Source organism: Rhizobium sp. P38BS-XIX (genome assembly GCF_012641435.1).
GTDB lineage: Bacteria > Pseudomonadota > Alphaproteobacteria > Rhizobiales > Rhizobiaceae > Rhizobium.
Genome location: NZ_JABAIJ010000001.1, coordinates 1,120,826 through 1,143,103, shown reverse-complemented (window position 1 = coordinate 1,143,103; position 22,278 = coordinate 1,120,826). Strand labels below are relative to the sequence as shown.

The window sequence follows — 22,278 nt, the reverse complement described above, 5'->3', positions numbered from 1 at the left end:
GAAAACATGGACACCCGGCGATTCCGAACACTCTTCATTTCTGACGTGCATCTCGGCTCGAAAGCCGCCAAGGCGGATTTCCTTCTCGATTTTCTGCGTCATCACGAAGCCGACACGATCTTTCTTGTCGGCGATATCGTGGATGGCTGGCGTCTCAAGCGCAGCTGGTATTGGCCGCAGGACTGTAACGACGTCGTGCAGAAGCTGCTGCGCAAGGCGCGCAAGGGCACGCGCATCGTTTACATCCCCGGCAATCACGACGAGTTCCTGCGTGACTTCCCCGGCATGCATTTCGGCGGCATCGAGGTGGCGCAGCGCGCCATTCACGAAACGGCCGACGGCAAGAAATATCTGGTGCTGCACGGCGACGAATTCGATGTCGTCGTCCGCAACGCTCGCCTGCTCGCCTATCTCGGCGACTGGGCCTACGACATGGCGATCCTGATCAATATCGGTCTCGCTGCGGTACGCCGCCGGCTGAACATGCCTTACTGGTCGTTTTCGGCCTGGGCAAAGCTGCAGGTCAAGCATGCCGTCAACTTCATTGGCGAATTCCAGCGTGTCGTTGCCGAGGAAGCCAAGCGCAGTGATGCCGATGGCGTGATCTGCGGTCACATCCACCATGCCGTTATCGAGGACCTCGATGGGGTTCGCTACATCAATACCGGTGACTGGGTGGAGAGCTGCACGGCGATCGCCGAGCATGAAGACGGTACCTTCGAGCTCATCACATGGCGGACCATTCTCGATACGCAGCCGGTTTCGACGCCGCTGGAGGATGTGCCGCTGCCATTGCCTGTCGGCATTCGGGCGGCGTGATCGTCACGCCGCTTCACGCGCTTTATCATAGCCTGACATAATTATTGATCGTCACGGAAGGCCCGTATTTTCGGATTTCCTTCGAAACGTTACGATTTGGCTATTTCTCGCCATAGTCGTACTCACGATAGAGTGATAGGGACAAATCAGTTCCCTTCAGGTCTGTCATGATTCCCGCGATGAAGTCCCTGCCGAGCGAGGGTGCGCCTTCTTATTTCCGTTTGCGCACAGCCTTGTCCTATTGCGCGCCGTTGTTCGTCAACGGCATCGCGCTGCCGTTCTTTCCCGTCTGGCTGGCGGGGTTGAACTTCAACGATCACGAGATCGGTCTTGTGATCGCCGTACCGATGGTCGTGCGCGTTCTCGTGACCCCGATCATCGCTGTCCTTGCCGACCACATGAAGGAGCGCGCCGATGTGCTGTTCTGGTCGGGCGGCCTGTCGCTGCTGACGGCAATCGCGCTTTACTGGACGAGTGATTTCTGGCCGGTCCTGCTGGTCTACGGCATTCAAGGGGCGACCTATGCGCCTTACGTGCCGGTCGTCGAGTCGATCGCCATGTCGGGCGTGCGCCGCTGGGGGTTCGATTACGGATCGATGCGGGTGTGGGGATCGATCACCTTCATTCTGTCGACGCTTCTCGGCGGGCAGATGATCGGCATGTGGGGCGGCACGATGGTGTTGCCGGTCATGGTGGCCGGCTTCGTTCTCACCATGCTGATGGGGGTCTTCTCGCCGCGTATCGGGCCGACGCGCCGCGCCAACCAGCCGATCAACCTGCAGCCGCCAACCGGAAATCTTCGCTCGCCGCAATTGCTCGTCACCATGATCGGGGTCTCGGTGCAGCAGTCGAGCCACGCGATGCTTTACACCTTTGCGTCGATCTACTGGCGCAAACTCGGTTTTTCCGGAGCGGAAATCGCCATTCTGTGGAGCATCGGTGTTGCCGCTGAGGTCATGGTCTTCTTCCTGTCGAAGAGACTGAGCCGGCGCTTCAGCGCCTGGACGTTGATCTTCTTCGGCTCAAGCATGTGCATCCTTCGATGGACGCTGTTTCCGATGAATTTGGGTTTCATCGGCTATTTCCTGCTGCAGTGTTTCCATTCCTGCACCTATGCCTGCGTTCATACCGGAATTCAGCGCCGCATCGTCGCTTCCGTTCACGAGACGCAGGAGTCATCGGCCCAGGGAGCGTATTATTTCTACAACGGGATGTTCCTGGGGCTGATGACGCTGGCGTCGGGCTATCTCTATGCCTGGCTCGATATCTACAGCTATTATGTGATGGCGGGCACCGCGGCGTTCGGTCTCGCCATGGTTGTCTTTGCCCGCGGTTTGCCGTCCCACGGCAAAGCGATCGGGGGCGCGCACGGCGTATCCTGAGCCGGCAACGACAAATTCATTTGGATATCAAAAAGCCGTGACATATGTTGGCTGCGGTGCAGCATAGCAATTTCCCGTGCAGTCGGTGTATTAAGTATTAATGTCGGGCGGATTCTCCGAGTCGCCATAGATGACGCCAGATCTGAAAGACGCATGAGTTTGAAAGCAGCCGAACAGAAATCCGATGCACCGAGGATCGACGACGAAGCCGATGGCAGCGGGCATCGCTATCGGCTCGAAGGCAATTGGCGTAGCGCCAATGTGCACGGCGTTCTCAGGCAGATCGAGCAGCTTTCCAAGCGCAGCGCTGGCGGCGAGGTGGTGATCGACCTTTCGGATCTCTCCGACGTGGATACAGCGGGCGCGCTTCTGATCCGACGCTTGAAAATGAGTCAGGAAGCCCATGGCGCGACCGTGACGATCGACGGCTCGAATCCGCATATCGACGAATTGTTGACCGCCTTCGATGAGGACGCGAAGGAAGAGGGCACCGGCAAAAAGCCTAAGATATCCCTGGCCGAAAGACTGTTTGCGCCGATCGGCCGCAATGTCTACGACCTCTGGGGCAATCTCGTTGCCGCAATGTATATTCTGGGCTCGGCGGTGCGTGGTGCCCAGCTGAAGTTCGGGCGCGGCAGCGGCGTTTCGCCGGCGTCGATCATCAACCAGATCGACCATATGGCCGTCAGAGCCGTTCCGATCATCCTGCTGATGTCATCGCTGATCGGCGCGATCATTGCGCAGCAGGGTGCGTTCCAGCTTCGCTACTTCGGCGCGGAAGTGTTCGTCGTCGATCTCGTCGGCATTCTGCAATTGCGCGAAATCGGCGTGCTTTTGACGGCGATCATGATTGCCGGCCGTTCCGGCAGCGCGATCACCGCTGAAATCGGCTCGATGAAGATGCGCGAGGAAGTGGATGCCCTGAAGGTCATGGGCCTCAACCCCATCGGCGTTCTCATTTTCCCGCGTCTGGTCGCTCTGACTGTCGCTCTGCCGCTTTTGACGATCCTTGCCAACTTTGCTTCGCTTTTCGGGGCTGCGATGGTCGCCTGGGGATATTCCGGCATCACCTTTGCGACGTTCATTTCTCGCCTGCATGAGGCTATCAGCCTTTCGACCGTCATTTCGGGCATGATCAAGGCGCCATTCATGGCGCTTGTCATAGGCATCGTTGCGGCCGTCGAGGGACTGAAAGTCGGAGGCAGTGCCGAATCGCTCGGTCAGCACGTCACCTCCGCAGTGGTGAAGTCGATCTTCGTCGTGATCCTGATGGACGGGCTGTTTGCCATGTTCTACGCCGCGATCGACTTCTAAAGGGGGCAACGATGAGCGAAATTCAGTCGGAAATCCCTTTGGAACAAGATGAGCAGGGCAGGGATATCGTGCTGTCGGCGCGGGATGTCACGGTGGCATTCGGCTCGAAGGTCGTGCTCGATAAGTTGAACCTGAATATCTATCGCGGTGAGATCCTGGGCTTTGTCGGCGCGTCGGGTGCGGGCAAGTCCGTGTTGCTGCGCACCGTGCTGCGGTTGCTGCCGCGCCGCTCCGGCAAGATCGAGATTCTTGGCGAAGACTATGACAAGCTTGACGAAAATGCCCGCAACCGGCTGGATATGCGCCTCGGCGTTCTCTTCCAGCAGGGCGCGCTGTTTTCCTCGCTGACGGTGAAAGAGAACATCCAGGTACCGATGCGCGAGTATCTGGACCTGCCGAAAGAGATGATGGACGAGCTCGCGCTGATGAAGATCCGCATGGTGGGTCTGGCTGCCGATGCCGCGGACAAATATCCTTCGGAACTGTCCGGCGGCATGATCAAGCGCGCCGCGCTGGCTCGCGCCCTGGCGCTCGATCCGGATCTGGTTTTCCTTGACGAACCGACATCGGGCCTCGATCCGATCGGTGCAACGGAGTTCGACGAGCTGATCGCCAAGCTGCGAGACACGCTCGGCTTGACCGTTTATATGGTGACTCACGACCTCGACAGCCTGTTTTCCGTCTGTGACCGTATTGCTGTTCTTGGACAGAAGCGGGTATTGGTGGAAGGCACGGTTGAGGACATGCTCGCCTGTGATGACCCCTGGGTGCAATCCTATTTCAGGGGCAAGCGTGCACGCTCGATCGTGCCGCGGGATGACATCAGGCAGCGTAACGACGATAAAGGCGCAGGCGCCCACAGCCGCGAGAAGTGACTGGAGACAATGGAAACCAAAGCGAATTATACGATCGTCGGGTTCTTTACGCTGCTAGTCATCGCGGCCGCTTTCGGCTTCGTCTACTGGATGGCGGAATACGGACGCGGCGGCCCGATGGTCGAACTCGTGGTCCGTATCCCAGGCTCGGCAAACGGCTTGAGCGTTGGCTCTCCCGTTCGGTTCAACGGTATCCAGGTCGGTACGGTGCAGGGCCTGTCGATCGATGCGGACGATCCGAACTACTCGCTGGCCTTCACCCAGGTTCGCGCGGATGCACCTGTCTACACCTCCACCAAGGCCATTCTTGAGATCCAGGGTCTAACGGGTGCTGCCTACATCGAACTTTCGGGCGGTCGCAACGGCGACGAAAACATCCTGAAGCGCTCGGTCGACACCGGCAAGCGAGCGGTGCTGCTCGCGGATCAATCGAGTGTGACGAACCTTCTGACGACGGCGGACAAGATTCTCAATCGCGCCAACGATACCATCGGCGATATTCAGGGCTTTGTCTCGGATTCGCGTGGGCCGTTGACCGACACCGTGCGCAATGCGCAGAAGTTTTCCAAGGCTATCGCTGACAATTCCGACAATATCGACAAGTTCCTCGCAAGCGTCGGACAGCTGTCGGATACCTTTAAGACCGTCTCCGTCCGCGTCGACTCCACCCTTGATGCCATCGAGAAGCTGGTGCGGGCGGTTGACGCGCAAAAGGTCAATGACGTCATAGCCAATGCGGACAAGATTACCGCCAATGTGGCCGACGCAACGACCGATCTGAAGGCAACTGTCGCCAGCTTCAAGCAGACTGCCGATACCTACAACGCCTTCGGCCAGAAGGCGCAGCAGACATTGGATCGTGTCGATGCGATCGTCGCGCAGATCGACCCTGCCAAGATCAAGGGGTCGGTCGACGACATCAACGACGTGACCAAGCAGGCGCGCACCGTTGTCGCGTCCATTCGCGATGTGGCGAATTCCGTTGCCGCGCATCAGCAGGATATCGACCAGACGATCGCCAACGCACGCGATATCTCGACCAAGCTGAATGCCGCATCCGGCAAGGTCGATGGCATTCTGACGAAGGTGGATTCGCTGCTTGGCAATGACAGCACGCAATCGCTGTTTGCCCAAGCGAAGGACACGCTCGAATCCTTCAAGAAGGTGGCTGACAACCTCAATTCGCGCATCGGTCCGATCGCTGAAAACTTGCAGAAGTTCTCCAGCGGTGGCCTTCGTGACGTTCAGAGCCTCGTCAACGATATGCGAGGCACGGTTGACAATCTGAACTCGACAATCACTAATTTCGACCGGAACCCACAGCGACTGATCTTTGGTGGCGATACGGTCAAGACATATGACGGCCGCGCGCGGCATTGATGAACAGCGATATCTGGTCTCCAGGGGATAAGCGAAATATGATCGGTTGCGTGTCGAGTGAGCGTCATCAGGTGTGGAAAGCTGCCATCGCACTGCCGCTGCTTGCAGCTTTGCTCGGTGGCTGTGGAACAACGAACAACGATACCTACGATCTTTCGGCATCGGTGAAAGCGAATGGCCCGGCGGTGAAAAGCCGGCAAATTCTGATCCCGACGCCGACCGCATTGCAGGCACTGGACAGCAACCAGATCGTCATCCGTGTCTCGCCCTCCGAAATTCAGTATCTCGGCAAATCGCAATGGAGCGACAAGCTGAGCAAGATGGTGCAGTCGAAGCTGGTGGAAGCCTTTGAAAATACCGGAAAGCTTGGCGGTGTCGGCGTGCCGGGTCAGGGTCTTGCGATCGATTATCAGATTGTGACGGACATCCGCTCTTTCGAGATCAATGCAGCGGGCGGCCAGAAGACGGCAGTGGTCGAAATCTCGGAAAAGATCCTCAACGACCGCAGTGGCACCGTGAAGGCGCAGAACGTGTTCCGCAAGTCCGTGCCCGTCAGCGGCGGCAGCAACGCCGATTTCGTGCGTGGGCTTGATGCCGCCTTCGCCGGTGTTGCAGCCGAGATGGTCGATTGGACCTTGCGCTCGCTTTGAGTAGGTAGCGACGGCTCATCCGCCATCCGCGTGTTATGAGCGCGGTGGATTGAGGCCGTTCGGCAGCGAAATCCAGATGACAGTTTGCGCTTCGGGAGAATGGCGCGACAGGTGGCCCTTGCCGTGCGTGTCCTCCACCAGCACAAAACTGCCGGCCGGAACGTGGCGCACCTCGCCGTCGCTCGTCTCATAATCCACCGAACCGTCGAGCCTGACCGTCAGAACCGGCTCAGGAACCGTATGCCAGGCAACTTCGCGCATGCCTGCCGGAATGCGGGTGAGGCGGACGCGCGACGCCGGGTAGCTGGCTGAAACTTCGAATGGCGCGGCATCGGGATGCACCGTCCGCTTCGTAGTCGGCAGGTCAACCTCGTCGAAATGCGATTCGCCGTCGGGAGTGGCATAGATGCGCAGGCATTTCATTGCGGGTGGCTCCTCTTTTCGACCGATTGCAACAAGCGTGTTGGGTACCAGGCGTGCGTTGCGGCAGCATTGACGGACGCGCCTGGCGGAAATCGTCACACGGGTTTCCGCAGTTGTTCTAGCGCTCCAGCAACTCTTTCAGTTTTTGCAGATCCTGCAGGACATGCGCCGCGTCATCGGCAAACTGTGTATCATCCATGTCAGGCAGCTTAAGCAGGGTGAACATGACCTCGCATCCATCTCCGTTTGGCACCACGCGCAGGGCGTTATGAACCTGCAGGCCGGATTCCAGCGTCACGGTATGGTCGATCACGCCAAAGTCGTTGCGTGGGGCAAAACGGACGCGGGCGCTGCCGAGTGTGCCCTCGGCAATCCATTCGTCTCCATCCTGCGTCAGGCCGGATGCCAGGCCGGAGGCCCAAAGCGCGATGGTTTGCGGGCGGCTGGCAAAATCATAAACCTCTTGCCAGCTGCGTTCGATGGCGATGTGTACGATCTTTGCGCTCATGGTCGACATGGTGTTTTCCTCCTCTATATCCTTCCCGAGGGCTGCAATCGGTGAAGCAGGCGACGGTTCGGAAAATGGATGAATCTCGAATCCCGCAACATTCTTGCACAGTCCTGCAAAGCGAACGATTCACGGCTTTCGAAGGCTTGCCGTTTTTTGTCCGGAGTGCAACAACAAGCCCGAACGCAGGGCTGCCACCGGCTTCATGGAGTTCGGCGGCATTGCGTCAAATCGGATTTTGCTGCGTCTTGCGGGGCTTCAGGATGGGGCCGGATGCAGCCAACGACTGACTGGAGGATTGTCGTGGAAAAGGCAGAAATCGGGCTGATCGGTCTCGCAGTGATGGGATCGAATCTGGCGCTCAACATCGCTGAAAAAGGCAACAAGATCGCCGTGTTCAACCGCACTCCACAGGTGACGGATGAATTCTACGCCAATGCCGGCGAGCTTAAGGACAAGATCATTCCGTGCAAGACGATCGAGGAGTTCGTCGAGTCGATCCGTCCGCCGCGGCCGATCATCATCATGATCAAGGCCGGTGAGCCGGTCGACCAGCAGATGGCGGCGCTGCAGCCCTATCTCGACAAGGGCGACATCATGATCGATGCCGGCAACGCCAACTTCCGCGACACCATCGCTCGCTTCGATCGTCTGAAGGACACCGGCCTGACCTTCATCGGTATGGGTGTGTCCGGTGGTGAAGAAGGCGCCCGTCACGGCCCGTCGATCATGGTCGGCGGTACGGAAGACTCCTACAAGCGCGTCGAGAAGGTGCTGACCTCGATCGCTGCAAAGTACAACAATGATCCGTGCGTCGCCTGGCTCGGCAATGACGGCGCAGGCCATTTCGTCAAGACCATTCACAACGGCATCGAATATGCCGACATGCAGATGATCGCCGAAATCTACGGCATCCTGCGCGACGGCCTCGGCAAGAGCGCGGCTGAGATCAGCGGCATTTTCGGTGACTGGAACAAGGGCCGCCTCAACTCCTACCTCATCGAGATCACGGAGAAAGTTCTCGCCGCCAAGGATCCGGCAACAGGCAGCGCCATGCCCGACGTCATCCTCGACAAGGCTGGTCAGAAGGGCACCGGCAAGTGGTCTGCCATCGAGGCGCAGAACATGGGTATCCCGGCAACCGCCATCGAAGCGGCTGTGGCCGCCCGTAGTCTGTCGGCCATCAAGGGCCAGCGCGAAGCAGCCGAGAAGATCTTCGGCACGCCGGACTACAAGTTCCCGATCAGCTTCGGCCCCGATCTGCTCAAGGATCTCGAGCTTGCGCTGTTCGCCGCCAAGATCGGTGCCTATGCGCAGGGCTTTGCCGTCATGGCCGAGGCTTCGAAGGAGTTCAACTGGTCGCTGCCGATGCCCGTCATTGCCAAGATCTGGCGTGCAGGCTGCATCATCCGCTCGCAGTTCCTCGACGAAATCACCAGCGCCTTCACCAAGACGCCGGATGCGGCCAACCTGATCGTCACGCCTGCCTTCGCCGACATGGTCAAGGAATCCATTCCGTCGCTGCGTCGCATCGTCTCGGCGGCAACGGCATCCGGCCTACCGGTTCCTGCACTTGCTTCGGCGCTCACCTATTTCGACGCCTATCGTCAGGCGCGCGGTACCGCCAACCTGATCCAGGCCCAGCGTGACTTCTTCGGTGCGCATGGCTTCGACCGTGTCGACGGCAAGGATATTCACCATGGACCGTGGGGCAGCGGCGCCAACGGCTAAAGTGGTGTCCCGTATCTGAGTGAAGAAGCCCGTCTGAGAGATCAGGCGGGCTTTTTGCTATCAGCTCTTTGGCCAGACCGGCTCGCTGATGCTTTGCAGCAATTCCGGCTCTATGCCGTCTATGCGAGCGATGACGGACTTGGCCAGTTCACGGCCACCGTGGCGAACGTCCTCGTAGATCGTGATGATCTCTGGGCGGATCCAGTTCAGCACATCGGTCGATTGCTTGGCGACCATGTCGATATCCTTACCGAGCCGGAAACCGGCTGCCTCGATACCGGCGTTGACGGCGATAGCGCCGCCACCGCTGGAGCAGACGATACCGTCAGGCGGATGCGATGAACGCATCATCGCTTCGACGCTGTCTCTGATAACGGTCAGCGGGGCGTCGGTCGTCACGCGCAGCGGGATTTCCTCGGCGCCATATTCGTGCAGGCCGATCTGAAAGCCGATGCGGGTATGAGAGTAATAGGTGAGCTTGCTGGAGGGCTGCAGCAAGGCCAGGCGCCGCCGGCCTTTGGCGACGAGAGCACGAACGGCTTCGTGGGTAAAAGCTTCGTTGTCGAAATCGTGAAACGGATGAACGATGCCCATATCCGTGCGCCCATGCGTGGCGAAAGGCATACTGCGTTCATGCATCAGCCGAACGCGGGGATCGTCCGGTTCCGTTCGCGATATGATGACACCGTCGGCAGAGCCCGTGTCGAGAATATATCGCACCGGTACCAAAGGATCCTTGCTATGTGAATGCGGCGTCACCACCAGGTGATATTGCGTCCCGGCAAGAACTTCCGAAATGCCGAACACCATCTGGCTCGTGAAGCCCATGATCTCTTCGTCGATGCTGAGCACCAGGGCGATGACATTGGTCTTGCCGGTCCTCAGACGCACGCCCGCACGGTTCGGCTGATAGCCCAGTTGTCGGGCGACCATACGCACCCGCTCCTTGGTCTCTGCGCCGATATCGGGGGCATCCTTCAGTGCGCGTGAAACGGTGGTGATTCCCAACCCGGTCATGAAGGCGATTGTTTTCAACGTCGGTCGCTCGGGGGTGGATGGCGCTCCGCTCCCTGACATTTTCTTATTGTCCATTTCGCTCACGCTTGCCTCCCGGCCGCCTCCCGCAGCCAATCCGCTTATATTGCCCATGCGTCCGCCGCAAGCATAGACGCCACACCGCCTTCGCAAGGCAATGAGAAAAACTGTAACGATACAGTTGAAAAGTCGAGCCTTATTTTGATGCCGATTTTCACGTGCATTCTCTTGGTTGCACTTCTGGTCTTTGGTTATGGAATCGGACTGGCTGAGATCCATCTCGGATGCATGATGAATGAGGTATCTATTTAAATCATTTGATATCAATAATTTAAGTGAATTTCATGGAATATCGTAATGCTCATTCAACGGTGAGAAAGGGTTATCTTCCACAGGTAAAATGTAATCTTTGATTGTATATTGATGTCGTCATAAAAAATTTGTGGGCAGGCGGTTGCGTGTTGAAAATGATTCGAATACATTTTTCCGGCAACGTTTCAGTGAGGGAGGAGAACTCATGAATATTCGTTTGGTGGCCGCCGCTTTGCTCGCATCTGTCGCGATTCCGGCCTTCTCAGCAAACGCGACTGATCTTGAAGTAACGCATTGGTGGACATCGGGCGGTGAAGCAGCTGCCGTGAAGGTTCTGGCCGATCAGTACAACGCGCTTGGCGATAATCACTGGGTCGACGGCGCGATCGCCGGATCCGGTTCGACTGCGACGCCGTTGATCGTCAGCCGCATTCTCGGCGGCAACCCCATGGGCGCAACGCAGCTCAACACGGGCCGCGACGCTGAAGAGCTCGTCAAGGCCGGCCTGATGACCGATCTGACCGATCTTGCTGAGAAGGAACATTGGAAGGACATCATTCGTCCGGCCAGCCTGCTCAACTCCTGCACCTATGAAGGCCGTATCTATTGCGTGCCGCTCAACATTCACTCCTGGCAGTGGATGTGGGTCAATCGCCATGTCTTCGAAGACAATGGCATGAAGGTTCCGGCCAACTGGGACGAGTTCGTCGCCGATGCGCCGAAGCTGCGCGAGAAGGGCATCGTTCCGCTCGCGACCGGCGCTCCGTGGCAGGTCGACGGCATGCGCAGCGTCATGCAGATCGGTATCGGCGGCAAGGAAACCTATCTGGCGATCTATCAGAAGAAAGATGCCGACGCCGTGAAGAGCCCCGAAAACCGCAAGGTTTGGGACGCTTTCGCCCAGGCGCGCGATCTGGTTGACGAGAGCTATTCCGGTCGCGACTGGAACGTCGCCACCAACATGGTCATAACCGGCAAGGCCGCAGCGCAGATCATGGGTGACTGGGCGCAGGGCGAGTTCGGCGTTGCCAAGCAGGTCGCCGGCAAGGATTACGACTGCCTGCCGGGTCTCGGCTTCCACGGCCTGCTCGATACCGGCGGCGACAGCTTCTACTTCCCGAAGAACAGCAATGCCGACATTACGAAGGCGCAGCTCGAGCTTGCCAGCATGCTGGTTTCCAAGGAAACCCAGGTCAAGTTCAACCTCGCCAAGGGATCGCTGCCGGTGCGTGGCGATATCGATCTGAGCGCGGCTAGCAGCTGCATGAAGAAGGGTCTGGAGATCCTGAAGAACCCGGACAATGTCGTGCCTGGTGTTACCCAGCTGATCGACCCCGATACACGCGGCCAGATGACCGATCTCGGACTGCAGTTCTTCTCGTCGAAGATGACGGTGGACGAGGCGATCGAGAAGCAGGCCGCCATCTTCAAGCAGGCGCAGTAAGCAGACGACCATCCTATCAATCGCGATGGCAGGCATCGGGGCGGGCGAGGGTTCTCGCCTGTCCTGATGCGCGCCACCAACGGAGGTATCGATGGCTAACGCTGTCCGGCCCTTTGGTCTTTTCCGCAACCTCAATGCGAAAATCGCCGCCATTCCGATGGTGTTGACGGTGATCGTCGTCTTTGTCGGTTGCACGCTCTGGACCGTCATCTATTCGTTCACGGATTCAAGGCTGTTGCCCAGCTCCAACTTTGTTGGCTTTACGCAGTATCAGCGCCTGTGGGGTACCGATCGCTGGAACGTCTCGATCGGCAATCTTGCGACATACGGCATTCTCAGCCTGATTTTTGCTTTCGTCGTCGGCTTCATTCTGGCCGTGCTGATGGATCAGAAAATCCGCTTCGAGAATACGTTTCGAACGATCTTTCTCTATCCCTTCGCCTTGTCCTTCATCGTGACCGGTCTGGTCTGGCAATGGATTCTCGATCCAGCGCTCGGACTGCCGAAGCTGATGCAGGACATGGGCTTTACCTGGTTCAATTTCGCGCTGCTCGGCAATCAGAAGACCGTGCTTTATGCGCTGGTCATCGCCGGCCTCTGGCAGGGCACCGGCCTAGTCATGGTGCTGATGCTGGCGGGGCTTCGCGGCATCGACGGAGAAATCTGGAAGGCTGCCCGCGTCGACGGCATTCCGGCCTGGCGGACCTATATTTTCGTCGTCATTCCGATGATGCGTGGCGTCTTCGTCACCACGCTGGTCATTGTCGCCTCAGGCATCGTGCGCGTCTACGATCTGGTGGTCGCCATGACCGCCGGAGGGCCGGGCTTCGCGTCCGAAATGCCGGCCAAATATGTCTATGACTTCATGTTCCAGCGTTCCAATCTCGGCCAGGCGCTTTCCGCCTCCACCGTCATGCTGGTTACCGTGTTCATCTTCGTCGTGCCGTGGGCTCTCTTCGAGTTCCGCCAGAAGCGCAGATAGGGAGGCATCAAATGGCATTTGCCACGACAATCGAGCCTTCGGGCGCAAAACCCAAGCGCCGCTTCGCGCCGCGCACCATCATGCTCTACGGCATTCTCGGGCTTGCCGCACTCTACTACGTGCTGCCGCTCTACGTGATGGTCGTCACATCGCTGAAAGGCATGCCCGAAATCCGCATGGGCAATATCTTCGCGCCGCCCATGGAAATCACCTTTGAACCCTGGGTAAAAGCCTGGTCGCAGGCCTGCACCGGGCTCTACTGCCACGGCATCCAGGTCGGCTTCTGGAATTCGGTGAAGATCCTGGTTCCGAGCGTCATCGTTTCGATCGCCGTCGCTTCGGTCAACGGCTATGCCTTGGCCAACTGGCGCTTCAAGGGATCGGAAATCTTCTTCACGATCCTCCTGTTCGGCGCCTTCATCCCCTACCAGGTCATGCTCTATCCGCTGGTCATGGTGCTGCGCGAGCTCGGCCTGTTCGCAACGCTTGGCGGCATCGTGCTTGTGCACACGATCTTCGGCATGCCGATCAACACGCTGCTCTTCCGCAACTACTTCGCCTCGCTTCCGCCTGAGCTTTTCAAGGCGGCGCGCGTCGATGGCGCGGGTTTCTGGCAGATCTTCCTGCGCATCATGCTGCCGATGTCGCTGCCGATCTTCGTCGTCGGGATCATCATCCAGATCACCGGCATCTGGAACGACTTCCTGTTCGGCGTGATTTTCGCCGGCACGCAGAATTATCCGATGACGGTGCAGCTCAACAACGTCGTGAACGCCGTGCAGGGTGTGAAGGAATACAACGTCAACATGGCCGCAACGCTGCTGACCGGCGCGGTGCCGCTTATCGTCTATTTCGTGTCCGGACGGCTTTTCGTCCGGGGCATCGCCGCCGGCGCAGTGAAGGGTTGATCCATGAACAGCAGCGTTTCCATCAAAGACCTTTCGCTGAACTTCGGTGCGGTCAACGTCCTGAAGAATCTCAATCTCGAGATCAATGACGGCGAGTTCCTGGTGCTTCTCGGTTCCTCGGGTTGCGGCAAGTCCACCTTGCTCAATTGCATCGCCGGCCTGCTCGATATCAGCGAGGGGCAGATCTTCATCAAGGGCAAGAACGTCACCTGGGAGGAGCCCAAGGATCGCGGCATCGGCATGGTGTTCCAGTCCTATGCGCTCTATCCGCAGATGTCGGTCGAGAAGAACCTTTCCTTCGGCCTGCGCGTCGCCAAGGTGCCGGGGGACGAGATCAACAAGCGCATCGCGCGGGCTGCCGAGATCCTGCAGATCGAGTCGCTTCTGAAGCGCAAGCCGGCGGAGCTTTCGGGCGGTCAACGTCAGCGCGTCGCGATCGGCCGCGCGCTTGTGCGCGACGTCGATGTCTTCCTCTTCGACGAGCCGCTGTCGAACCTCGATGCCAAGCTGCGCTCGGAGCTGCGCGTCGAAATCAAGCGGCTGCACCAGTCGTTGAAGAACACGATGATCTACGTGACCCACGACCAGATCGAGGCGCTGACGCTCGCCGACCGCATCGCGATCATGAAGAACGGCGTCATCATGCAACTCGACGATCCCACGACGATCTATAACGAGCCGCGCAATCTCTTCGTTGCCGGCTTTATCGGATCGCCTTCGATGAACTTCCTCAAGGGCGAATTGGTCAATCGCGAAGGCAAGATCGTGTTCGCGACCAACGACGTTCTTTTCTCGCTTGATGGCTACAAGGCCGGCGAGGCGCTGCAGGCCGGCCGCAAGGTCGTGCTGGGCGTCCGTCCCGAGCATATCAAGGTCAACGAGGAAGCGGCTTCCGGCTCCGAGGTTCACAATGCCACGGTCGATATCGAGGAGCCGATGGGCGCCGACAATCTGCTTTGGCTCAAGCATGCCGGCCACACCATGTCGGTCCGCGTCAATGGCGCCAGACGTTTCGGCGCAGGTTCAGCCGTGAAGCTTGGCTTTGACATGTCTCTCGCATCGCTCTTTGATGCGCAGACAGAACTCAGAATATGATCCCGTGCATGGGGGCGGTCTGACCGCCTCCACCTCACAGCGGTCCGGGGAGGTCCGATGTCGTCTTCGATCAATGATAATTCCGCCATCGATCTTGCCGGTTCGTGGAGGCTGACGTCTCCCGGCAGCGATCATTCGCTATCGATATCTCTGCCCGGTGATGTGCATTCGGCGCTCCATGCAGGAGGTCTCATTCCCGATCCATATTTCGCGCGGAACGAAGAAGTCGTGCAGTGGGTCGCCAAGCAGGATTGGGAGCTGACGCGCAGCTTCACCCTCGATGATGCCGGTGGAGACTGGTATCTTGATATCGATTATCTCGATACCGTCGCCAGCGTCTATGTCAACGATGCACTGGTGCTGGAGGCAAACAACTGCTTCCAGCGTTATCGTCCCGACGTTTCCAAGGCTTTGAAGGCAGGCGAAAACACCATTCGCGTCGTTCTGCATTCCAGCATTTCGGCCGGCGCGGCGCTGCAGGAGAAGCAGCCTTTCTACATTCCCTACAGCACCGGCAATTCGCCGATCCCGAATGGCAATATGCTGCGCAAGCCGCAATGCCATTTCGGTTGGGACTGGAACATCGCGATCGCGCCGCTCGGCCTTTACGGCACCATCGCGTTGAAGAAACTCGAGATTGCCCGCATCGAGAATGTCGTTACCCAGCAGATTCACAACGACGACGGCTCTGTCGATGTCAAGGTCACGGTTGCCTTGTTCGCCAAGGGAGCCGGCATCGCGCAGCTTTACTTCTCGCTCGATGACGAGCGGGTGCGCCTCGATGTCGGCGTCAATGCCGGCGCGACGTCGATCACCCACGTCTTCCATGTCGACAAGCCCCGGCTGTGGTGGCCTGCCGGCAATGGCGAGCAGGCGCTTTATGCGCTTTCTGTCGAAACAAACTCCGAAACCGTCACGCGGCAGATCGGCCTGCGCACGGTCGAGTTGATCACCACCGACGATGAAGCCGGCAGCCGCTTTGCGTTGAAGGTCAATGGTCGTGAAATATTTGCGCGCGGAGCCAACTGGATTCCGGCCGACGCGCTGTTTTCGCGCTCCAATCCGGCCGCGACGGAAGATCTGCTGCAGTCTGCAGCGGCAGCCAACATGAACGCCATCCGCGTTTGGGGTGGGGGTTTCTACGAGCATGAGTGGTTCTACGACACTTGCGACCGATTGGGTTTGATGGTGTGGCAGGATTTCATGTTTGCCTGCAATCTCTATCCCTCGACCGGTGATTTCCTGGAGAATGTTGCGGAGGAGGTGGACTATCAGGTTCGCCGGCTCGCAACGCATCCATCCATCGTGCTCTGGTGCGGTGACAACGAGCTTGTGGGGGCGCTCACCTGGTTCGAGGAATCCCGCAAGGATCGCGATCGCTATCTTGTCTCCTATGATCGCCTGAACAGGACGATCGAGACAGCGATGAAGAAGGCGCTGCCGGATGCGATCTGGTGGCCGTCGAGCCCGGCTTCGGGCTATCTCAATTTCGGCGACGCGTGGCATGCCGATGGCTCCGGCGACATGCATTACTGGTCGGTCTGGCACGAGAACAAGTCCTTCGACAATTATCGAACCGTCCGCCCGCGCTTCTGCTCGGAATTCGGCTTCCAGTCCTATACGTCGCTGCCCGTCATCAAGACCTATGCCGAGGCGAAGGACATGAATATCGCGTCTCCGGTCATGGAGCTGCATCAGAAGAATGCCGGCGGCAACGAGCGCATCGCCGGCACAATGTTCCGCTACTTCCGCTTTCCGAAGGATTTCCCGAATTTTGTCTATCTGAGCCAGGTCCAGCAGGGTCTCGCGATCAAAACGGCGGTGGAATATTGGCGGTCGCTGAAGCCGCATTGCATGGGCACCATCTACTGGCAGCTCAACGACACCTGGCCTGTGGCTTCATGGTCGAGCCTGGACTACGGCGGCCGCTGGAAGGTGATGCACTATCTGGTGCGCCGCTTCTTCCAGCCGGTCTCCGTCGCAGCAATTCCATCCGAAGACAACAAGACGATCCGCTTCTCTCTGGTCAACGACACCAATGCCGATGTGACGGCCGATATTTCGGTTTCGCTGTTAAAGCTTGATGGCGAACGCGTGCCGCTGACGACGGCGCATGCCGTCTGCACGCCGGATGCGGCTGTCACGGCATTGTCGATCGATGCAGATCAAGTGCCGGCCGATTGCCTGCTGGCGTGGCGTTTCACGGCTTCGAACGGCATGGGCGGCGAGGGGCACTATGTGCAGGGCACCTATAAGGCACTCGAGCTTCAGGCCGCCGGCCTGACGGTATTGCGGGAGGAAAAAGAGGAGAACGGGACGGTGGAACTGACCGTCACCGCCGAGGGACTTGCGCTGTTCGTGATGATCGAGAGCGAAATCGAGGGGCGGTATTCCGATAACGCCTTTGATCTTGCGGCCGGTGAAAGCCGCCGCATCGTCTTCACGCCGGCCAAGCCGCTCGCGGGCGATCTGCCCGAATTCCGCATCTACGATTTGCAATCCAGCCAGTCGGTGGACAGCTAACCGACGATCAGCCCGCTGATCTATTGAACTATCGCGCCGCAGCGGCGGCGCTTTCGGGGCCACAAGCCCAAGACAGACGGCCCGGAGGCCATTGGAGGAGTATCGATGACGAAACTTGGATTTCAGCTTTATAGCGCTCGCAATTTCCAGCCCTATTCGGAGATCTTCGTAAAGCTCGGCAAGGCCGGCTATGCCGAAGTCGAGGGCTTTGGCGGCATCTATGCCGATCTGGACGAGGCAGGCCTCAAGAGCCTGCGGGCCGAGCTCGACAAGAACGGCCTGACAATGGCAAGCGGCCATTTCAGCCCGGATTTCCTCGACGGCGAAGTGCAGAAGTCACTCACCATCGCCAAGACCCTCGGCATGGATTCGATCTATGCGCCGCATATCGCTGCCGATCAGCGTCCGAGCGATGCCGCCGGCTGGCGGGCCTTCGGCAAGCGCCTGCATGAAATGAGCAAGCCCTACAAGGATGCGGGCTTCGAATTCGGCTGGCACAACCACGACTTCGAATTCGTCAAGCAGGCGGACGGCTCGCTGCCGATCGAGCAGATCTTCGAAGCGGCTCCGGATATTTCCTGGGAAGCCGATATCGCCTGGGTCATTCGCGGCGGCGGCGATCCCTTCGCCTGGATCGAAAAGCTCGGTCCTCGCATCACATCGGTTCACGTCAAGGACATCGCGCCGGCCGGCGAGAACACCAATGAAGACGGCTGGGCTGATGTCGGTCACGGCACGGTGCCGTGGGCAAAGCTGCTCAAGGCGCTGGCCGGCACGAAGACTAAGCATTTCGTGGTAGAACATGACAATCCGAGCGATGTCGATCGTCTGATCACGCGCTCCATCGCATCCTTCAAGAGCTTTTGAGGCACTTCCACATGGCTAAGGAACTTGGCGTCGGCATCATCGGATGCGGCAACATCTCAACCACTTATTTCTCGCTCGCCCCGCTCTTCAAGGGTCTGAAGGTGTTGGCATGCGCTGACATCAACATGGAAGCGGCGCGTGCGCGCGCCGAGGAATACAAGGTCAAGGCTCAGACCATCGACGAACTGCTCGCCAATGACGAGCTCGACGTCATCGTCAACCTGACCATCCCGGATGCACATTTCCCGGTTTCGAAGCGCATCCTCGAGGCAGGCAAGCACGTCTACTCCGAAAAGCCGCTCGTGCTGACGCTGGAGCAGGGCGAGGAGCTGCGCCGTATCGCCAAGGAAAAGGGGCTGGCGGTCGGCTGCGCTCCCGATACCTTCCTCGGCGGCGCCCACCAGCTCGCGCGCAAATTCATCGATGATGGCGGCATTGGCCGCATCACCTCGGGTTCGTGCCATGTCATGAGCCCGGGCATGGAAATGTGGCATCCGAACCCGGACTTTTTCTTCCTGCCCGGTGGCGGCCCGATCCTCGACCTTGGCCCATACTATGTCGCCAACCTCATCAACCTGATCGGCCCAGTGAAGCGCGTGGGCGCGATGACGTCCATGGCGTCGCCGACCCGCACGATCACCAGCCAGCCGCGGAATGGTGAAACGATCCCTGTGAAGACGCCGACGACGATCCAGGCTCTGCTCGAATTCGTCAGCGGCGCGCGCATCACCCTGACGGCGAGCTGGGATGTGTGGTCGCACCGCCATGCCAACATGGAGCTCTACGGCACCGAGGGTTCGCTCTACGTGCCCGATCCGAACTTCTTCGGCGGCACGGTCGAGGTGAGCGGTCGCGACAAGGACATCAAGCCGCTGGACAACTGGGCGCATCCTTTCGGCATCGCCAATCAGGAGAGCCCGAGCGGCGCCCGCGCCAACTATCGCACGGCTGGTCTTGCGGACATGGCGGCCTCGCTGATCGACGGGCGCGATGCCCGCTGCTCGCTCGACCGCACCCTGCATGGCGTCGATGTCATGACTTCTATCCTGAAGTCCGGCGAGGAAGGTCGCTTCATCGATCTCACCACGACCTGCACGCAGCCGGCTGCGCTCGGCATCGAAGAGGCCCAGGCACTCTTGAAGTGAGCTTCGGAAGAGCTAGTCTGCGCGCGGGTGGACAGCCCGCGCGTTTTTTCATCTCGAAGGAATTTCACCATGGCCTGGCAACCGGCATCCGATCGCTATTCGAAAATGAAATACAACCGGACCGGTCGCTCCGGTCTGAAGCTGCCGGCGGTGTCGCTGGGGCTATGGCACAATTTCGGCGGCGACACGCCGCATGATCGCAAGGTCGATATGTGCCGCACCGCCTTCGACCTCGGCATCACCCATTTCGACCTCGCCAATAATTACGGACCGCCTCCCGGCAGCGCCGAGACCGCGTTCGGCGAAATCCTGCGTACCGAATTCGCCGGTCTGCGCGACGAGCTGATCATTTCTTCCAAGGCGGGCTACGAGATGTGGGCAGGCCCTTACGGCGAGTGGGGCAGCCGGAAGTATCTGATCGCTTCCTGCGACCAGAGCCTGAAGCGGATGGGCCTCGACTATGTCGATATCTTTTACTCCCATCGCTTCGACCCTGACACCCCGCTCGAAGAAACCTGTGCGGCGCTCGATCATATCGTCCGTTCGGGCAGGGCGCTCTATGTCGGTATTTCCTCCTACAACTCGCAGCGGACGCGCGAAGCTGCCGCCATTCTCAAAGATCTCGGCACGCCATGCCTGATCCATCAGCCGAGCTATTCCATGCTCAATCGCTGGGTCGAGGATGATGGTCTTGTGGATACGCTCGAGGATCTCGGCATCGGCTCGATCGTCTTCTCGCCACTCGCGCAAGGCATGCTGACGACGAAATATCTCGGCGGCATTCCGGAAGACAGTCGCGCCGCGCAGAACCACTTCCTGAAACGTGACTACATCCGCCCGTCGATCATCGACAATATAAGAAAGCTCAACGAGATTGCCGAGAAACGCGGCCAGACGTTGGCGCAGATGGCGATTGCCTGGGTTCTACGCGGAGGCCGCATTACCTCGGCGCTGATCGGTGCAAGCCGCTCGTCGCAAATCGTCGATTGTGTCAAAGCGCTCGACAATCTCGATTTCACGGACGAGGAACTGAAGCAGATCGATGTCTATGCCAAGGAGGCGGACGTCAATCTCTGGGCCAAGTCAGCCGAACGCGATTGATCAATCATAAAACGCCCGGAACCTGTTTCCGGGCGTTTTCGTTTCATGCCGTTCATCGTGGTCTCTGGAGGAGGGAGTTTTTATAATCCGCAACCCCATACTGCCGGGTTTCAACCCCGATCCGTCTATCTGCCGTGTCGGCGAGGATTATTACATCGCCACCTCGACATTCGAGTGGTATCCGGGCGTGCAGATCCATCATTCGCGTGATCTGGTAAACTGGACGCTCGTGCGGCGGCCGCTGGAGCGCGCGTCGCAGCTCGATATGCGCGGCGAGCTCGACAGCTGCGGCATCTGGGCGCCTTGTCTCTCTTATGCGGACGGTCTGTTCTGGCTCGTCTACACCGACGTCAAGCGCTACGACGGCAACTTCAAGGATGCGCATAATTATATCGTGACCTCGCCGACCATCGAGGGCGACTGGTCCGAGCCGATGTACGTGAATTCATCGGGTTTCGATCCGTCGCTGTTTCATGACGATGACGGCCGTAAATGGTTCGTCAACATGCAGTGGAATCACCGCAGCGAAGGCTATGCAGGTTCGCCGAATAGCCCGGCGTTCGACGGCATTCTTCTGCAGGAATGGGACCCTACCGAAAGATCCCTGAAGGGACCGATCAGAAATATCTTCGCCGGCACGGAGCTTGGACTGGTCGAAGGGCCGCATCTTTTCAAGCGCAATGGCTGGTATTATCTCACCACTGCTGAAGGTGGCACCGCTTACGAGCATGCCGTCACAATGGCTCGCTCGCGCGATATCGCTGGTCCCTACGAACTCCATCCGAACCAATATCTGATCACGTCCAAAGATCATCCCGAAGCGGCGCTGCAACGCGCGGGCCATGGGCAGTATCTCGAGACGCACGACGGTCAATTCTATCACACGCATCTTTGCGGCCGGCCCTTGCCACCGCATCGGCGCTGCACGCTTGGCCGCGAAACGGCCCTGCAGAAATGTGTCTGGAAAGAAGATGGCTGGCTCTATCTGCAGAACGGCACCAGCGTTCCCGATGTTGAGGTCGAGGGCCTGAACGGCGCGGTGCCGGTCAAGAAGCCGCGTCGCAGCGGTTACAATTTCGACGAGACGGCGTTGCCGATGGATTTTCAATGGCTGCGGACGCCGCAGCCGGAGCGCATTTTCAGCCTCACCGAGCGGCCGGGTCATTTGAGGCTGTTTGCCCGCGAGAGCATCGGTTCCTGGTTTGAGCAGTCGCTGGTCGCCAGACGACAGGAGCATCATCGCTTTCGCGCCGAAACGGTGATCGAATTCGAGCCCGATACCTATCAGCAGGTTGCTGGGCTCACTCATTATTATAATCGCTTCAAGCTGCATGCGATTGCCGTCACCCTGCACGAAGTGCTCGGGCGCTGTGTGACCATCATGACCTGCCCGGGCGATTATCCCGGTGGTCGTCTAAGCTTTCCGATCGGCGGTGGTGTGGCCGTGCCGGATGGGCGGATCCAGCTTGCCATGGAAGTACTGGACAATGACCTGCAGTTTTTCTGGCAGGCGGAAGGCATGGGTGCATGGCAGGCGATCGGTTCGGTGCTGGACGCCGGCGTCATTTCAGATGAAGGGGGGCGCGGCGAGCATGGATCCTTCACCGGTGCCTTTGCCGGCATGTTTGCCTTCGATACATCAGGTCGGGCAAAGACGGCGGATTTCGACTGGTTCAATTACGATGAACTGTGAGCGCGGGTAAGTTGAGCAAATAATCGCAATTATTCACACGCTATCGGCGGTCTCATTACAGAATTGTAATCCAACCGTCAGATTCGCTTCA

Annotated in this window: 19 protein-coding genes; 16 read left to right on the top strand and 3 right to left on the bottom strand. The window is 58.8% G+C overall.

The annotated features are described in order from the left end of the window. Nucleotides 1-6 precede the first annotated feature (6 nt). From HGP17_RS05550 to HGP17_RS05525, 6 genes are all read left to right on the top strand, one after another. The gene (locus HGP17_RS05550; RefSeq protein WP_168806654.1) at nt 7-819 is read left to right on the top strand and encodes a UDP-2,3-diacylglucosamine diphosphatase; all 813 of its coding nucleotides are present in this window, start codon (nt 7-9) and stop codon (nt 817-819) included. Between the two features lie 167 nt (nt 820-986). Beyond that, nucleotides 987-2,201, top strand: coding sequence for an MFS transporter (locus HGP17_RS05545; RefSeq protein WP_168806652.1), 1,215 nt, complete (start codon nt 987-989; stop codon nt 2,199-2,201). A 153-nt stretch (nt 2,202-2,354) separates the two neighbouring features. After that, nucleotides 2,355-3,515 carry an ABC transporter permease gene (locus HGP17_RS05540; RefSeq protein ID WP_168806650.1) on the top strand — a complete coding sequence of 387 codons (1,161 nt, stop codon included), beginning with the start codon at nt 2,355-2,357 and terminating at the stop codon, nt 3,513-3,515. 11 nt (nt 3,516-3,526) lie between these two features. Then, nucleotides 3,527-4,390: an ATP-binding cassette domain-containing protein gene (locus tag HGP17_RS05535; protein ID WP_168806648.1), complete on the top strand. Its 864-nt coding sequence runs from the start codon at nt 3,527-3,529 to the stop codon at nt 4,388-4,390. Between the two features lie 9 nt (nt 4,391-4,399). Continuing rightward, nucleotides 4,400-5,770: an MlaD family protein gene (locus HGP17_RS05530; protein WP_168806646.1), complete on the top strand. Its 1,371-nt coding sequence runs from the start codon at nt 4,400-4,402 to the stop codon at nt 5,768-5,770. A gap of 38 nt (nt 5,771-5,808) precedes the next feature. Next, nucleotides 5,809-6,420 carry an ABC-type transport auxiliary lipoprotein family protein gene (locus tag HGP17_RS05525; protein WP_168806644.1) on the top strand — a complete coding sequence of 204 codons (612 nt, stop codon included), beginning with the start codon at nt 5,809-5,811 and terminating at the stop codon, nt 6,418-6,420. Nucleotides 6,421-6,453: 33 nt separating this feature from the next. On the opposite strand, the gene HGP17_RS05520 is transcribed toward HGP17_RS05525, so the two are convergent. Together HGP17_RS05520 and HGP17_RS05515 are read right to left on the bottom strand one after the other, a co-directional pair. Further along, nucleotides 6,454-6,843, bottom strand: coding sequence for a hypothetical protein (locus tag HGP17_RS05520; protein ID WP_168806642.1), 390 nt, complete (start codon nt 6,841-6,843; stop codon nt 6,454-6,456). A gap of 118 nt (nt 6,844-6,961) precedes the next feature. Next, a complete protein-coding gene (locus tag HGP17_RS05515) occupies nt 6,962-7,360 on the bottom strand; it encodes an SRPBCC family protein (RefSeq protein ID WP_168806640.1) in 399 nt (132 codons plus the stop codon). 294 nt (nt 7,361-7,654) lie between these two features. On the opposite strand from HGP17_RS05515, the gene gndA reads away from it, so the two are divergent. Beyond that, entirely contained in the window at nt 7,655-9,082 is a 1,428-nt protein-coding gene (gene gndA, locus HGP17_RS05510) for an NADP-dependent phosphogluconate dehydrogenase (RefSeq protein WP_168808114.1), read from the top strand. A gap of 60 nt (nt 9,083-9,142) precedes the next feature. On the opposite strand, the gene HGP17_RS05505 is transcribed toward gndA, so the two are convergent. Beyond that, nucleotides 9,143-10,174 (bottom strand): LacI family transcriptional regulator, encoded by a 1,032-nt coding sequence (locus HGP17_RS05505; protein ID WP_168808111.1) that lies wholly within the window; start codon nt 10,172-10,174, stop codon nt 9,143-9,145. A gap of 460 nt (nt 10,175-10,634) precedes the next feature. Here HGP17_RS05505 and HGP17_RS05500 point away from each other — a divergent pair, with 460 nt between their 5' ends. The 9 genes from HGP17_RS05500 (at nt 10,635) to HGP17_RS05460 (ending at nt 22,187) form a co-directional block, all read left to right on the top strand. Next, nucleotides 10,635-11,873, top strand: coding sequence for an ABC transporter substrate-binding protein (locus HGP17_RS05500; protein ID WP_168806638.1), 1,239 nt, complete (start codon nt 10,635-10,637; stop codon nt 11,871-11,873). Between the two features lie 91 nt (nt 11,874-11,964). Beyond that, nucleotides 11,965-12,855, top strand: coding sequence for a sugar ABC transporter permease (locus HGP17_RS05495; protein WP_168806636.1), 891 nt, complete (start codon nt 11,965-11,967; stop codon nt 12,853-12,855). An 11-nt stretch (nt 12,856-12,866) separates the two neighbouring features. Further along, on the top strand, nt 12,867-13,763 hold the full coding sequence (locus tag HGP17_RS05490; RefSeq protein WP_168806634.1) for a carbohydrate ABC transporter permease: 897 nt from the start codon (nt 12,867-12,869) through the stop codon (nt 13,761-13,763). A gap of 3 nt (nt 13,764-13,766) precedes the next feature. Further along, nucleotides 13,767-14,858 carry an ABC transporter ATP-binding protein gene (locus tag HGP17_RS05485; protein WP_168806631.1) on the top strand — a complete coding sequence of 364 codons (1,092 nt, stop codon included), beginning with the start codon at nt 13,767-13,769 and terminating at the stop codon, nt 14,856-14,858. 57 nt (nt 14,859-14,915) lie between these two features. After that, nucleotides 14,916-17,381, top strand: coding sequence for a glycoside hydrolase family 2 protein (locus HGP17_RS05480; RefSeq protein WP_168806629.1), 2,466 nt, complete (start codon nt 14,916-14,918; stop codon nt 17,379-17,381). Between the two features lie 105 nt (nt 17,382-17,486). Beyond that, the gene (locus tag HGP17_RS05475; RefSeq protein WP_168806627.1) at nt 17,487-18,248 is read left to right on the top strand and encodes a sugar phosphate isomerase/epimerase; all 762 of its coding nucleotides are present in this window, start codon (nt 17,487-17,489) and stop codon (nt 18,246-18,248) included. An 11-nt stretch (nt 18,249-18,259) separates the two neighbouring features. Next, nucleotides 18,260-19,393, top strand: a complete 1,134-nt coding sequence (locus HGP17_RS05470; protein WP_168806625.1) for a Gfo/Idh/MocA family oxidoreductase — start codon at nt 18,260-18,262, stop codon at nt 19,391-19,393. Nucleotides 19,394-19,462: 69 nt separating this feature from the next. After that, nucleotides 19,463-20,494 carry an L-glyceraldehyde 3-phosphate reductase gene (gene mgrA, locus HGP17_RS05465; RefSeq protein ID WP_168806623.1) on the top strand — a complete coding sequence of 344 codons (1,032 nt, stop codon included), beginning with the start codon at nt 19,463-19,465 and terminating at the stop codon, nt 20,492-20,494. Nucleotides 20,495-20,576: 82 nt separating this feature from the next. Continuing rightward, complete coding sequence (locus tag HGP17_RS05460) at nt 20,577-22,187, top strand: glycoside hydrolase family 43 protein (protein WP_168808108.1); 1,611 nt, start codon at nt 20,577-20,579, stop codon at nt 22,185-22,187. The last annotated feature ends 91 nt before the right edge of the window (nt 22,188-22,278 follow it).

Coding starts and splice junctions, on each gene's coding strand:
- HGP17_RS05520 (WP_168806642.1), bottom strand. CDS start 6,843: ATGAAATGCCTGCGCATCTATGCCACTCCCGACGGCGAATCGCATTTC.
- HGP17_RS05495 (WP_168806636.1), top strand. CDS start 11,965: ATGGCTAACGCTGTCCGGCCCTTTGGTCTTTTCCGCAACCTCAATGCG.
- HGP17_RS05475 (WP_168806627.1), top strand. CDS start 17,487: ATGACGAAACTTGGATTTCAGCTTTATAGCGCTCGCAATTTCCAGCCC.
- HGP17_RS05535 (WP_168806648.1), top strand. CDS start 3,527: ATGAGCGAAATTCAGTCGGAAATCCCTTTGGAACAAGATGAGCAGGGC.
- HGP17_RS05525 (WP_168806644.1), top strand. CDS start 5,809: ATGATCGGTTGCGTGTCGAGTGAGCGTCATCAGGTGTGGAAAGCTGCC.
- HGP17_RS05530 (WP_168806646.1), top strand. CDS start 4,400: ATGGAAACCAAAGCGAATTATACGATCGTCGGGTTCTTTACGCTGCTA.
- HGP17_RS05470 (WP_168806625.1), top strand. CDS start 18,260: ATGGCTAAGGAACTTGGCGTCGGCATCATCGGATGCGGCAACATCTCA.
- mgrA (WP_168806623.1), top strand. CDS start 19,463: ATGGCCTGGCAACCGGCATCCGATCGCTATTCGAAAATGAAATACAAC.
- HGP17_RS05505 (WP_168808111.1), bottom strand. CDS start 10,174: ATGGACAATAAGAAAATGTCAGGGAGCGGAGCGCCATCCACCCCCGAG.
- HGP17_RS05545 (WP_168806652.1), top strand. CDS start 987: ATGATTCCCGCGATGAAGTCCCTGCCGAGCGAGGGTGCGCCTTCTTAT.
- HGP17_RS05500 (WP_168806638.1), top strand. CDS start 10,635: ATGAATATTCGTTTGGTGGCCGCCGCTTTGCTCGCATCTGTCGCGATT.
- HGP17_RS05485 (WP_168806631.1), top strand. CDS start 13,767: ATGAACAGCAGCGTTTCCATCAAAGACCTTTCGCTGAACTTCGGTGCG.
- HGP17_RS05480 (WP_168806629.1), top strand. CDS start 14,916: ATGTCGTCTTCGATCAATGATAATTCCGCCATCGATCTTGCCGGTTCG.
- HGP17_RS05540 (WP_168806650.1), top strand. CDS start 2,355: ATGAGTTTGAAAGCAGCCGAACAGAAATCCGATGCACCGAGGATCGAC.
- HGP17_RS05515 (WP_168806640.1), bottom strand. CDS start 7,360: ATGTCGACCATGAGCGCAAAGATCGTACACATCGCCATCGAACGCAGC.
- HGP17_RS05490 (WP_168806634.1), top strand. CDS start 12,867: ATGGCATTTGCCACGACAATCGAGCCTTCGGGCGCAAAACCCAAGCGC.
- HGP17_RS05550 (WP_168806654.1), top strand. CDS start 7: ATGGACACCCGGCGATTCCGAACACTCTTCATTTCTGACGTGCATCTC.